A 14,104-nucleotide genomic window follows, 5' to 3' on the forward strand; every position below is an offset into this window, starting at 1 on the left:
CCGCGTTCATTCGAAGCGACCGCTTTCCGCGCGGTCTTCCTCCAGCTCGTCGCGTCGTTCTTTGGCTATTGTCGTGGCAAGCCTGGCGCGCGTTTCCTTGACCGCCGCGATTAGACCTGGGTTAGCCCCCGTCTCAAGCCGGTCGAGCAAGTGGAGCCGGATTTCGCATTCTGTCGCAAACGACCCTTCAAAGCTTCTTGGCCAGAGATCAATTGCTTGGAATACCGCGACTGGGTCAGGCGCCCGCTTTAGAAGTTTTTTCATAATTGGTCGCCATTCCAGTGCCTTGTCATTGGTGGGGGTGAACAACTGGGCGACGGCAGCAGCAAAGGGATAGCGCAGTTTTGGGTCGGCAGCGCACCATTCCAAAATGATGTCATCTGGAACCACGCTGACCGGATTTGGATGGCCGTGCATCACATCCTGGACGATATCGATATTGTTCTCGCGCTCCTGGTCGCTACCCGCAGCTAGCTCATCCAGCATGGTTGCAGGTTGGGTCTTGAATAGGGCCTGCAAAAAATCGTCGTGATCCCAGGCGTAAACCTCGTGCTTTTCAATGGCCGTTTTCAAGCCGCGCCATATCTTGCGCGCAACGGGTGCGCCTTCTGGCCCGTTCAGGCAGCTCTTCGCGACATTGCCCAGCGTGTGGTCACTGTGATCAATTCGCCTGCTATCTGGCTCGAATGAATGCCGGCCGAGAAGAATGCGGCCTGCCTCAAGCGTCTCAGGCAAGGGCTTTCGTCCAGCACCGTCATCCGAATGGAACCGCATCAAAAGGATTTGCAGGGCGATGGGATTGCCGTCGGGTTTGGCGCTAATTGCAACCAGCAGGTCGCGAAGTGCAGGCCCCGGAATTGGATCACAGACGCGCCCGCCAACCAAAACGAAGAAATCATGGGTGGTAGCCTTGCCAAGCTCCAACGCACGATGAAGGCGATCAACACCAGCCTCGTCTATCGTGACGCTCGCCTGAAGATCGACCAGCCATTTGCCGAGCACGGCATCTTCTACGGCTTCGTCAAGGAATGCCTGTGTCGCCGTCTGGTCCTTTGTTTTAAGCCCATCTAGGAAACCACGCAGCAGTTGCACATTTGGCTGCTCGGCTGAAGCCACTTGAGCGGCCAATCGCTTCCACATGATGCGCGGTTCGCCTGCGCCCAGGGCAAGTCCCTGCCCAAATTCGAAAAGCCGCCCATGGCCGCCAATGAGTTCCGGAAGGAGTGTGGCGAGAGCTTTTTCGTCGGCAGCGGCTTCTTTCCCAAATTCCACAACAGCCTCGGCGACGCGCTTCAGCCGCTCGGCAATGTCCATTTCGTCATCATCCTCGAAGTCATCGAGGCTGCCGCCTCTTTCTCCGAGCACGATTCCCCGCACGCTATCGATCAAGTCCTTTGGTCTAAGAAATTCCTCCAGCTTGGTAAGACGTTGCAGTGCCCTAGCATCCGGCATTTTCGCGCTGTATCGCCGTGTTTGCCTCGTTGCGATCCAACCCTCGCGCCAGAAACCGTCCTTGGCGATTACCCTGGAAATGCGCTCCAACGCGTCGAACTGGCCCGCATTCGCCCAGAGGCCTCGAAATTTTCGGGCGATGCTTTTCTGTACACGCGCTCTGACTTTGCTGTCGTAAAGAGCGCAAAATTCGGCTGTCTTGAGCACATCGCCGAACCATTGATCGTACTCGGCTTTGCTCTTCGGATGGTAGCCGTAGTCGCGCGAACGCGCGCCGAACTCAAAACTGGAATAGGGCCTGAAGTGCTGGGTCGTCATCATGGCTTCCAAGGCCTTGACGCCGAGATGGCATTCGACAGGTTTGTCTGATTTTAGAAGTTCTGTCGCTACTTCGAGACGCATCCACAACGGTGCGTGGGTCGCGGAAAAAGCGACGTAAAAGAGGGGCGCAATCGCCTTCTCGGCATCGCTGTCAACCACCACACCATGCATGCCTGCGAACTTGCACAGGAGTGCCACAGACCGTTTGAACAATTCAGCGTCATAGGCGATCGAATGCAACAGCCGGATAAGAGGTGCGCCGGCCAGCAGCGTGTCCCCGTCTGCATTGGCGAAGCTATTCTCAAGCGCGGAAAGGGTTGCTCGTGGCTGTACCGGCGCGATGTTTTCAAGCATCGCGTGGCCAAGCGGATTTAGATTCGACACATCGGAAAGAAGGCCGCCCAGTGCAAGCCAGCCTTTCGCAATCGTCTGCGCCTCCGTGCTGCTGTCGAGAAAGCCAAGGCGGCGCGAGAAAGAGCGCAACAGGCGTTCCGATGACCCATTCACGATCGCGGCTTCGATAACGGAAGAGGGGATATTTTGAAGAGCCAGCTCCGCCAGCCGGTTTGCGATGGCGTGCGGCAAGATCGCGCGCCATTCCCCACGCTTTTGCAAAAGATCGCGCCGCCTTAGTTCGGCCGCCGCAGTGAATACCTGCTGTGCGGTCTTGCCGATCAACCCGGCGAGCACAGGCAGTTCCGCATTTTCGCCCGTCAGGTCTTCCCCCTGAAATGAGTAAACCAGCGAACAGGCTTCAGCGATTTGCAACAGCCCTGCATCATGCTCGTGGCGTTGCTGAAAGAGACGCTTGAACAATTCGGTGTGGGTGAGGCCAGAGACCGTCTCCGTTTTCTTTACTGTCCCGGCAAGCGCAAGCGCTATCCGGGCGTTGCCGCCCGAAAACTCGGCAATCCTGCGGCTGTCGAGCTGTGATAAGTCCGGGAAGCGCCCCGCCACCAATTTCGCGATCAGAGGCACCGACGATGTTTCCAGCGAGAAAACATCTGTGCCTTCTGGCTGGTCCTCGCGGATGTCATATTCAACGGTGACGACGCTGACCGTTGAGCCTGCGGCACGCACCACCTCCGATAGGTGCCTGTGCGTTTCTGGAGGGCAATTATCGATCACCAAAATCGCGCGCGTGTCAGCCGCGATCAGGTCGGAGGCAAGACCCTTCGGTTGTGGATCAGGCGCATCGGCAATGTCGGTATAGTAAGCGAGGGAAGGATCCAGTGCATCCGCGCCCACGGTATTGTCAAACAAGGCTTCAACCAGCCGTGTCTTGCCAACACCTGAAAGGCCGACCAGGCGAACAACTTGGCGCGGATTTCGCAGGGCGTCCCGCAGCCGGTTGATGCCATTTACGGCCGACAGGCCTTCACCATCGTCTTTGTTACCCGTCTTGATGCGTGCCTCGTCATCAAGAAGATAGCGTTTATCCGCGCCCGCCGGCACGCTTGACCAGTCTCCGTACGACTTCCACCCGGGGATAGGCCTTCCAACCCGGGAACGAACCCACGCAATCAGCCCCGGATTGGCACGCACCCAGCTCGCAACGCGGTTGCCATCGTAGAAGTCGAGATGCAGCATTGCGGCACCTCCAATACCTTTCACCGCTTCTGCCATCGCGGCGCGGCGATCGTCTAATGCGGAGTCTGCCGCAGAGCTCGTTGAGCTGACAATGATGTAGGCGCCGTCCTTGGCGGCCAGTTGCTCAATCACCGGGCGAATGATGCCCTTCGGCTTCATTTCCTTCGGGATCTCCGATGGTGGCATGTTGGGTTTCTTCACCTGAAAGCCGGTTGCAGCCCTTGGAATGAAGTCCTGAACCTGCGTACCGGTGGGCAGCGCCACGCGCACATCGAGGCCGCCGTCCTTGGCAGTTTGGTTGCCGCCCCAAGTCACGGCAGAGACGGGTAGGTTCGCACGCCGGAGCGTGGCCTCGCAGAGAAGGCCAATCAGCGTTCGCAGGTCTTCATCGTTTAGTGCAGCAATATCGTCGCGGGTGATTTCAAACATCGGTTCAAACTAGGGGGTAGCTTGAGGGTGCGTCAAATGATGAACGTAGATCGATAGACGTTGCTGTGAAAAACCACTTCTATGAAAATAGATCGGCATTTGTTCAATGCACAACCCTCAGGCGCGTCGAGGCTCCTGCCAAGGAGATACGGTTCAAAGCCACTCCGGCGATCCCGGATGAAATACCCATAACTATCTGATGTATTTAGCTGAAAGTTTTCGCGGGACAGGCATTTGCGTGGACTATGATTGCGAATCAGAATCGCCCAAACTTCCGACTAACCCAGCATAGCCAGTCGATAATTCCTTGAATACGGCCACCAAAAAGAAAGTTAGCACTACCACCAACCTTGTCGGGCCTAGCCGCGACGGAGACCAATTTCATTATCTATGGGCTGCGCGCCGCTGTCTTAATCTGCTGGCACCCGCATCAGATCTAAAATCAGTCACCATTGAGGGCGCTTCCCCATCTGATAAGACCGGCAGCGGGCCGATCAAGGCCGGAGAAGAGGTTATCGATGTTGCGGAATATTTCGGGGATAGCAATTTCGAACGCGCAACTCTTGTACGCTACATCCAGCTCAAACATTCAACCAAGGCTCCGAACAAACCTTGGCCGGCAAGTGGGCTCGAACACACGATCAATGGCTTTGCCAAGCGATACAAAGCCATTCTTGCAGCCTCTAAAAAGAGCGGCAAAGGCCCCAATCTCGAATTCCTTTTTGTCTCGAACCGGCCGATCAGCCCGGCGGTATCCGACGCCGTCGACGGCGCCGCGAAGGGACTTCCGGTCAAGCCGGCCGACTTAAAGAAGTTGGAGGAGTTTACCGGGCTGACGGGTACTAAGCTACAAGGCTTCTGCAAATTGCTGAAGCTCGAGGGGAAGCACGACGCATTGTGGGATCAGAGGAACATCCTCTTCCAAGACATAACGCAGTATCTGCCAGATGCCGATGTCGATGCGCCCACGCAACTGAAGGAACTCGTCACCCGAAAAGCTCTCTCCGAAGCGGCATCAAATCCAAGCATCGAACGGATGGATGTGCTTCGCGCGTTGAAGACGGACGAAGAGCGCCTCTATCCCGCGCCGTGCCTCATCGAGCAATTGAAGGACGCCGTTCCGCGTGAACAGGAAGGCGATCTCGTCAAGGCTATCGTTGGGGCGGGAAGCAGACCGGTCATCGTTCATGCTGAAGGGGGAATTGGAAAGTCGATTTTCGCAACGCGGATTCATTTTGGGCTACCGCGTGGTTCGACGAGCGTGCTCTATGACTGCTTCGGAAACGGGCAATACCGAAGCGCGACCGGCTACCGGCATCGTCATAAGGATGCCCTTGTTCAAATCGTCAACGAGCTTGCCGGGAATAGTCTGTGTCACCTGCTAATCCCCACATCGAACGCGGGAGTTCCCGATTATCTCAAGGCGTTTATTTTTCGGCTCAAACAGGCCGTTGGGCTGCTTCGCGCAGAGAACCCACAGGCATTGCTTTGCATCATCGTAGATGCTGCGGACAACGCACAGATGGCGGCGGAAGAAATCGGAGAGGCGCGTTCGTTCATCCGCGATTTGTTGAGAGAACAGATACCGGATGGTGTGCGGATCGTCGCGCTTTGCAGGTCACACCGCCAGGAAAAGCTAGACCCACCGCCGACCGCACTACCGCTCGAACTGAAATCCTTCAGTCGGACCGAAACCGCCGCCCACTTGCGCCATACTTTTCCCGATGCCAGCGAGCAGGATATCGATGAATTCCATCGCTTGAGTTCCCACAATCCCCGCGTTCAGGCGCTCGCGCTTGCCGCTGGTGGACCGCTGGCAGAAATCCTTCGGCAGCTCGGCCCTAATCCAACCACCGTTGAGAAGGCGATTGGCAATCTGTTGTCGGCAGCCATAGCCAAGATGCGCGACGATGCAGGCGTCTTGGAGAAAGCGCAGATTGACCGAGTGTGCGCTGGCCTGGCCGCCTTGCGGCCCTTGGTTCCCATTTCTGTTTTGTCATCGATGTCTGGTGTCCCGGCATCTGCCATTAAAAGCTTCGCGTATGATCTTCGGCGCCCGCTGATTGTCACCGGCGAGACCATCCAGTTTTTTGATGAACCCTCCGAGACATGGTTCCGCGAGCAGTTCAAGCCAACGGCTGCCGAACTCAGCACCTTTATTGCGAGCATAAAGCCCCTTTCTTCCGGTAGTACCTATGTTGCGGCCGCGCTACCACAACTGATGCTTGAGGCGGGGCAGTTTGACGAATTGGTCGCCTTGGCGCTTTCGTCGGAAGCACTCCCGGAGCTGAACCCGCTCGACCGGCGCGACGTCGAGCTTCAGCGCCTTCAATTCGCACTGAAGGCGAGTCTTCGCGCCAAGCGGTATCTGGAAGCAGCAAAACTTGCCCTGAAAACCGGGGGTGAAACAGCCGGGGACGAACGTCAGAGGAAACTTCTGCAAGCGAATACGGACCTCGCCTCGGTTTTGATGGATAGCGACCGCATTCAAGAATTAGTCTCGCGCAGGATTTTCGGTTCGGGCTGGGTTGGCTCGCACAATGCTTACGAAGCCGCGCTGTTATCCGGCCGTGCCGAGCTGAAAGGCGATGCGCGCAGCCGATTGCGGATGGCTGCAGAGTGGTTGCGCAATTGGTCTCGGCTTCCTGGCGAGGAGCGCAGCCGTGAGCGGATGACTGACAATGACATCGGTGAAATGGCCATTGCGTATTTCAACATTCATGGCCCGCGCGCATGCGTAAACAGCCTGAAAGGCTGGACGCCGCCCATAGTCGCCTTCCGGGTCGGCCGCTATCTTGCAAACCGGTTTGTCGACCATAGCCGCTTTCAAGACCTCGACGACTTGGCGCTTGCCGCTGGCGACAATGTCTATCTGGCGCTCGCCATCATTGTGGAGTTGCGCGAGGTCTATCGCGTGCCGCCGAAGGCGGCCGTGATGCGGTGTTTCAGGCATCTCAACAGGCGCACCTTCAAGTTTGAGAGTGGGGAAGATTTCAGTGGAGGGAGTCGGCCGTTGGTGGCCGCTACCGCCCTGGTTGAGGCCTGCCATCTATGGTCCATTGGCTCAGCAACGGCACTCGCAAAACTTCTGACGCGCTATTTGCCCAAGGAACCTCCACGCGGATTGGGCTCGCGTTTTAATGACACTCGAACCCCCACCCTTCGTGCTTACGCGCTGCGGGCGGCACTTCGTGGGGAGGCGCTGGAATTGCTTGACCTTGCGCATCCCGAGCTCCGTGTAGAGCTTGAAAAAAAGAACAACCACTCCCAATCCCGAGAGACCCAGGAATTTACTGAAGATGTCGGGGCCTTGCTGCCTTGGCATACGCTCTGGGCTGCACGGTTTGTGGGACAATCCGGTAAGGCGGGGCTTTCGGCAACGATTGATCAAACGCTCAAGGAATCGGCATCCGCTGCAAGGATTAATTACCGCGAAGAATGGAGAACATCGGATCAGATTGCAGAAATCTGGCTGACGATCCTCGTGCCGCCAAAAGCCACTGACAAGGCAGCGCTACTCAAATTGAACAACTGGATGGCGGGGCTTAAAAGGCCACTATTCACACCAACGCTGGCGCGCCTTGCACGTTGCACGGCGCGTGTTGCAGGTCTCGCGGACGCAGCCCTCCAATATGCGAACCAGGCCTTTCAACTGACCAAAGATGAACGCGAGCATGCTGATTCAAAATCGGACATGTATATCAGCCTGGCGCGGTCCGTGCTCGCCGTGAGCTCATCGGAAGCGGAGGCCTACTTCAATCAAGCAGTCGAGGTCGCTAGCAAGGTTGGCGATGAGAATATCGATCGTTGGGGGGCTATGTTGGATTTGGCGGAGGCGGCAGCCGATCAGACGCAGCCGGTTGCTGAAATGGCCTATAGGCTCTCCCGATGTGCCGAAGTTACCTATGACTATGTTGCGCGGGACAAACATTTCGACTGGGAACGCACCGTCGAAGCCATCGCGGGTCTTTGCCCTTCATCTTCCTTGGCGATATTGAGCCGGTGGCGCGACCGCGATTTTGGTTGGCCCGAGAAAATTCTGCCCATGGCAATAGGCTTGCTTATTGAGCGGAAAGTGCTCGATGCCAGAAAGGCCCTTCCACTGATTGGATTCCGCGCGCATTGGGATCTGCCGCGGGTGACCAAATCTGCACTTGAGGCCTGTGCAACGCAAACCGAGCGGCAATCCGTCGCCGACTTCTGCTACCGCCATATGGAAATGTCGGAGCATTCCATCGAGACGTGGTGTGAGCTGAAGGGTATCTTTGCCAAGCACCGTATTGCCATTGCCGATCTGGACACACGCCTCGCTCTGCGCGAGCGCAACGAGGACAAGAAGGGTGTAGACGGGCGCGATAACAAACCGGCTAGCTCAAAGCGCTGGAAAGAAGACGCCAAGAGAAATTGGCGAGCTATTTTCCGAGGCATCGACCCAACGGTGGCGAATAACCTTTCACTAGCTTACCAGCGGTTCCGCAAATCCGGCACGCCGTTTTATCACGACCTATTTTTCAAGCAGGCTATTGCCCGGGTTCCGGCGGGAAAGGAGGCTGAGTTCATTGCCGCACTGATCAAGGTGCCTGAATTTGATCTTTACCATTTGCGGACCTTCCTTGAGTTAGTTCCCGTTGAGTGGAAAACGCGCCTCGCTGTGAAGGCGGCCCTTGCGACCGCTCTGCGCACTTTCTGCCGCCGCTATTGCCTGGATGTGACGCGAAGCCGCTACTACGAAGTGCTGCCATTGAAGACCGCCTGCGAACTTGCCGGGGTTCCCGAAAGCGACATCATCGATGTTGTTCTCTCCGGCATTGGCGAGGTTACTGAAATCGTGGGTGTCGGCCGGCTCTTTACGCTGGTCGGCTTGCTCTCTGGCAGGCTGAAAAGGGCCGAGGCACTGGATGCCCTTGGCTACGGCTTGCAGCTTTTTGATGCTGTTCTGAAAGATACAGATGGCGATGGTGCCTGGTCTCCCTCGCTTGCGCCGCCCTCGGACATTGATAGCGCAATTGCAGGGTATGTGTTTGGCGGGCTTGCTTCGCCACGCGCACGCGTTCGTTGGGAGGCTGCGCATGTTGTTCAGGCTGTTTCCCAATTCCAGCAACAGGGAACGTTGTCAGCTCTGATCGCGTTCGCGGAAGACGCCTCCGGAGGGGCATTCGCTGACGCCAAGCTGTTTTTCTACCTTCTCCACGCGCGCCAATGGCTGCTCATTGCCCTCGAACGGGCCGCGAAAGATCACCCCCATGTTGTCGCGACACATGCCAGTTTCATTCTCAACTACCTTCAGCCTTCGGAAAGCCACGCGTTCATCCGCGAAATGGCAAAGTGCACAGCGCTTACGTTGATCGATGCTGGGCTACTGGCTTCTGAAATGCGCCCGCAGATCGAAGCCGTGAATGTCTCGCAGTTTTCAGCTATTGAAGCACACACATATGAACGGAAAGCGGCCCGCCCGTTGAAGAAAAAGGAGACGACCGACGATGACCGGTTCTATTTCGGCTTTGACATTGGACCTTATTGGTTCGCACCGCTCGGAAAGTGCTTCGGCCTTGTAGAACAAGACATCGAGGAACGCGCTGCAACGGTCATCGCGGCCGACTGGCAATATCCCGGCCGGCTGAACTGGGAGGAAGATGAACGGACCCGGCGTAAAATTCTGGAGTACGACGACACCCAGCATTCGCACGGATCATACCCCAGCGCAGACGAACTTCGTGTTTATCTCTCCTATCACGCGATGATGGTGGTGGCAGGGCAGCTTCTTGACACCATGCCCACCTTCCGCAGCCCCGACCATGACGAGGACGACTTTTCAACCTGGCTTCGTTCGCGGCATGGCCTTTCTCGCCGCGATGGATATTGGCTTGCCGATCGCCGAGACCCTATCCCCCGGAAACACGCGCCTGGAAACATGACGACAAAAACGGTGACTGGCGGTCATCAGTTTGCCGCGCTGACTTTGATCGCGTGTTCTTCCGGCCATCGGGGATGATGACACTTTGGGGCTATTGGACCGCTTGCACGGGCCGGCAACAGGAAACCTGCAATATCCGAAGCGCCCTTGTTTCAGCTGACCGGTCATCGGCCCTTCTGCGGGCGCTTCAAAGTGCCGATGACCACCGTGATTATCTTGTTCCCAACGCCGAGGATGACCGCCAAATCGACTTCGGACCGTTCCTGCTCAAAGGCTGGCTCGTCGACCGTAGCCTCGACAGAGGCATTGATGAAAAAGATCCCTGGGCTGGCCGAATAAGCTACCCGGCCCCTTACCCTTCAAAGGAGATCGTCGAAGCCATGAATCTCACGGCCGACCGCGAGCAGCGGTGTTGGCGGTTGGATGAAACGGCTCCGGTAGCTTTGATGGTGGAGACCTGGGGGACTTTTCAGCAAAAAGACGATGAAGGAACCGAAGAACGGGGCGACGGCGTCCAAGCCTCCATGTCCTTTATCGGGCAGCTTTTGCGTACGCTCGGTATGGACATGATTGTCAATGTGGAAATCGAGCGGCGGCGCAGCTACTCTCGATATGAAAGCCGTGACGAAGATGACAAAAAACGCATCCCGCCAAGTACCCAAGTCTTCCTCATCAAATCCGACGGTCGTATCCGAACAGTCTGATGCGGTTCTGGCCCTCGGCAAGAAGCTGATCCGCGAGCTCAAGCTGGGCGATACCAACGATACGCTTACGCGTTGGATGGTTCACTATCTTGCGGAGCAGATTAAGGGCGCGGAGCAAAAAACGGCAAAAAATCACGCCGCACTTCTTGAAAGCTGCTGTCAGACTATCCTTGCGATTTGGCAGCACAGGCACGAGTTGCCGAACGGCCAGCGCCCGTTTCAAGGATTGGAACCCGTGTTAAGAGCACTTGAGTCACTCGATCCCGAGGGCGAGGCATACCGGTACTTCCCATCGTCAAGGCCTGTCGAAAACATCAGCGAAGAAAGCAAGGCATCGCAGCAATGGATCGAGTTGGCTGATAGGCTAGACTACTCCGCCCGTATCCTTATCGGGCAATGCCTGGCTAGTGCCGCAGATCATGCAATAGACAAATCCAGGGAGTGGGTTGCGCTCGCCCAAAAGGCGGGGTTCACACAGGTCGAACTGCCGATTTTGCGGATTCTTTTAAGGAAGAGCGACCTTGTCCGTACCACGAATCCAGAAGACGAACAGCGCAAGCTCATTGAAGACCGCGCAAGCAAACTTCGTGCATTCGTGCAACTCGCAACGGCAGTCCTCAAGGGCTACGAACGCCAACTTGCCAAGAAACCCAGGGCAGAAGCTAAAGGGGCCATCAAGGTTGGCAAAGCGCCGCCTGGTTCTCGCCTCGCTAAGTCCTCAACGCGATTGATCGTGGAAACATCCAAGACTAGCCGGTCGAGCGTGGCAAAGAAGAAATAGGCTATCTGCCGCGCATACGACGGATACGAACCCCGGCGTCGACCGATCACGCTGGTCTAAGATCTAGAATCCGCTCGACGCCTTCGACAACTGCTTTCGCTTCATTACGGCCAACTGGCAACGTGGTGTGAACGGCCGTGTTGCGCAATTTCAGCCAGCTATCGATTTGTGCCTCACCGACATTTGTAACGCGGTTAGACCGTAGAGCTCGAATAAAGAGTTGCCTCATGGACATAGGACCCTCGACCTTATCCCAAGGTTCTTTGTCCAGACGCTGACGTAGCTCTGCTTCCAAAAGAGACATCGCTGCAATTACCGCTGGGCGGTACTCTTTCGCTTCGAAGAGACGCCTTGGCTCCAGGTTCTGGGCATAGCCCATCTCTTGCGCCAGGCGAGCGAATTCCCGCCCAAGCGCGCGCACAAATTCGCTGTCTTCCGACAAGAGGACTGGTCGCCTGATATAAATGATCCCGCTGATATCAGTCGACATCCGGGCGCCATCAGTCAGCACCGGAATGACCCGCAATGGCTGGCGATTAGGACGCGTGGAGACTTCCTGGGCCCGTCCAAGCGCCAAGCCTAACTCAGCCTCTGTGTTGCGTGTCGTCGCATCCACCACCATCACCGCAGCACGGTCGATAAGAGTGTCGATCTTGGCGCTTATGCTTTCGCCCAGATTGACCACATCGGCTGCTGTCACCGGCACAAAACCTGCAGCCTCAGCAAGGGGGAATATGTATTGCTTGTAGAACGGAAGCACATCAAGTGGCGTTGCGAACAGGCAAAGCCGCGTCATCGCATCGCGCGGCAACAGGAGCTGTTCGAGCGGCTTTTCCTCGGTCGGCTTCAGGGTCGGGCCTGCATGCTCACGCCGGTATTCGCGGAGCTCGGCGAAGGTTTCTGCCAGTACCTGGCCATAGCGGTCCCGCGTTCCCGGAAGGTTGATCACTTTGACGCCTCGCCGCTCAAAACGAGCAATGTCGCCGGGCCGGGCATTGACCACGATGGCGTAAGCCATGCGCCGGGTTTTGCCCAGCCGGCTTGCGACCACGTGCCAGATTTGCCGGAAGTCCGGGTCGTCCAGGCTATAGCCGATGAACACCGCCGTCTTGGTGATAAGCTGGTTTGCCAGATACGTTGCGATCAACGGATAGTTGGTGAGGAAACCGTCGTAGTCGGACTCGGTCACCACAAGCCGCTTGGGGTGCCTGATATCGCCGTGCAGCTTGAGCAGTAAAATGCCGGCCGCCCCGATATTGATGGAGAGCTGGTCTTCATCCACCACCGGATGAACCGAGCGGTTATCCTGCCGCTCACGGTCATATTGCTTCTCCAGCAGGAAATCGAAATTTGTCGTGCAAACAATGTCGAACGGAAGGCTGCAAAATTCTTTGTGCGCTGCGCCCGGCTGCACCTTGTCGAGATGCAGCAATTCGGAGAGCCGTTCGATAAGGCGTGTACGCCCGAACTCATGCTCGTAGGCTGAAATGGCATCCAGCACGCCGGTTGGCGAATAGTCCTGAAGCTCATCTGCTAAATATTTGCTGAGGTCGCTCCAAAGCGGCATCTTCTCTGGCGGAGGAAGCACGGCATTAAGCGACATGCCTGCACCGATTACAGGCAACCAGCGACCGCTCACGAGGTCATCGAGTAACGGCTTTGGAAAATACGAAAGATACTTGGGAGCCACGGCCGCCTGCAATTGAGTTAGTGCTGAAAAACTAAGTCAATAGAACGCAAGCAATCGCCAATAAGCAAGAGCCTATCGAGGATTGGGTCATCCTGCGTTGCAGGACCGGGCTCTAGGCGCAAGCGCACGAAGCCGCTTTGCGTCTTCGCCCACTCGGGTCACGATCCCTTGCCCAAGATGTGGTGCGGGGCCGCTGCGTGGTTTTCCTGACGGGTAGGGGATGACAGGGCTCCGCCCTCACACCCCCAGCAACAACAAAAATCGCCATCCCCCAATTTTCACTCCCTCGGCTGCGCCTCCCTCGCTGCGAACCCGGTGGTCCCCCTGACGATTTTCTTGTTGCTCCCCCTAACCCGGTCTCGCCGACGGGCAGGGGTTCAGGCGCGAAAAAAGCGCTGAAGCCCAAGCCCAAAAAGGAGACCGCCATGAAGACCAACCTCTATCAGCAGATCACCAATCAGATTATCCGCGCGTTGGAAGAGGGCACCCGCCCGAGGCTGGGGCAAGGCTCCGGGTCGGCGACAGTGTCACCGACCCGCCGGGCTCGGCCGTGCGCGACCACATCAACTGTCCGTGGTCCATGCGCATGGTGAACAGACAAAGTCAGGTCCCCTCCCAAAACAGGATCTTCAGGAGCGAGGCGTTCTTACCGTGGAAGACGAACAGATGAGCCCGAGAACGGATCCTTCTTCAGATGTTACTGGATCAGCGTAGCGAGGCCGTCGAGCCGATTGCGCATATCAGCGTGACTCAATGCCAGATGCACTTTCACGCCGGTCGGAACGACGATCATGATGCCTTCTCCCTGCCGAGGAGCTGCCGTTTCGCCGCAGCCGCGCTGCTGCCGCTGGCGCAAACACCCGCCGTCCATTGCCCATCTCGATCGCCACATGCCGTCCGGAGGCTGCACGAGACTGCGCAAGGCCGCGAGTGCCGGCAGTTCATCCGCCATGCCGTCGCCAGTTGCGGTGCCTTGCGTGCAGTCAGGCCGAACTCTTCGCGCCAGCGGAATGCCATGCTGGTGGCAACGCCATGGCGGCGGCAGACCTGCGCCGCGGCAACGCCGGGCCTCTCTGTCTCCTCAACGATCGCGCTCTTCTGCTCTTCGGTGAAGCTGCGCCGGTTCGAGCGGTCGTCCGCAGCCCTGGGCGTCAAGCGGTATTTGCTCCGCACGCAACTAGCAGCGCTGCTTAATTGGGCTCGGGCTCCCGGATGAAGAAGCG

6 protein-coding genes and 1 pseudogene are annotated in these 14,104 nt (G+C 57.2%); 3 read left to right on the forward strand and 4 right to left on the reverse strand.

The genetic code is table 11. The annotated features are described in order from the left end of the window. Window positions 1-6 precede the first annotated feature (6 nt). Complete coding sequence (locus tag NL532_RS10135) at window positions 7-3,792, reverse strand: hypothetical protein (protein ID WP_023828175.1); 3,786 nt, start codon at window positions 3,790-3,792, stop codon at window positions 7-9. A gap of 307 nt (window positions 3,793-4,099) precedes the next feature. Here NL532_RS10135 and avs3a point away from each other — a divergent pair, with 307 nt between their 5' ends. From avs3a to avs3b, 3 genes are read left to right on the forward strand one after another with little or no spacing between them, the layout of a single operon-like run. Continuing rightward, a complete protein-coding gene (gene avs3a / locus NL532_RS10140; protein WP_286488105.1) occupies window positions 4,100-9,784 on the forward strand; it encodes an AVAST type 3 anti-phage nuclease/ATPase Avs3a in 5,685 nt (1,894 codons plus the stop codon). Next, window positions 9,781-10,410 (forward strand): hypothetical protein, encoded by a 630-nt coding sequence (locus NL532_RS10145; protein ID WP_286488106.1) that lies wholly within the window; start codon window positions 9,781-9,783, stop codon window positions 10,408-10,410. The genes avs3a and NL532_RS10145 overlap by 4 nt, the downstream gene beginning before the upstream one ends. Continuing rightward, the gene (avs3b, locus tag NL532_RS10150) at window positions 10,337-11,191 is read left to right on the forward strand and encodes an AVAST type 3 anti-phage protein Avs3b (RefSeq protein ID WP_023828173.1); all 855 of its coding nucleotides are present in this window, start codon (window positions 10,337-10,339) and stop codon (window positions 11,189-11,191) included. Before NL532_RS10145 ends, avs3b begins: the two co-directional genes overlap by 74 nt. 46 nt (window positions 11,192-11,237) lie before the next feature. On the opposite strand, the gene NL532_RS10155 is transcribed toward avs3b, so the two are convergent. The 3 genes and pseudogenes from NL532_RS10155 to NL532_RS32160 form a co-directional block, all read right to left on the reverse strand. Continuing rightward, window positions 11,238-12,881 (reverse strand): SIR2 family NAD-dependent protein deacylase, encoded by a 1,644-nt coding sequence (locus NL532_RS10155; protein WP_031202651.1) that lies wholly within the window; start codon window positions 12,879-12,881, stop codon window positions 11,238-11,240. A gap of 697 nt (window positions 12,882-13,578) precedes the next feature. Continuing rightward, on the reverse strand, window positions 13,579-13,833 hold the full coding sequence (locus NL532_RS10160; protein WP_023828171.1) for a hypothetical protein: 255 nt from the start codon (window positions 13,831-13,833) through the stop codon (window positions 13,579-13,581). A gap of 26 nt (window positions 13,834-13,859) precedes the next feature. After that, window positions 13,860-14,054 (reverse strand): annotated as a pseudogene (locus NL532_RS32160) (transposase); the annotation flags it as partial. Window positions 14,055-14,104 lie beyond the last annotated feature (50 nt).

The organism is Mesorhizobium sp. C120A, assembly GCF_030323105.1.
Classification (GTDB): domain Bacteria; phylum Pseudomonadota; class Alphaproteobacteria; order Rhizobiales; family Rhizobiaceae; genus Mesorhizobium.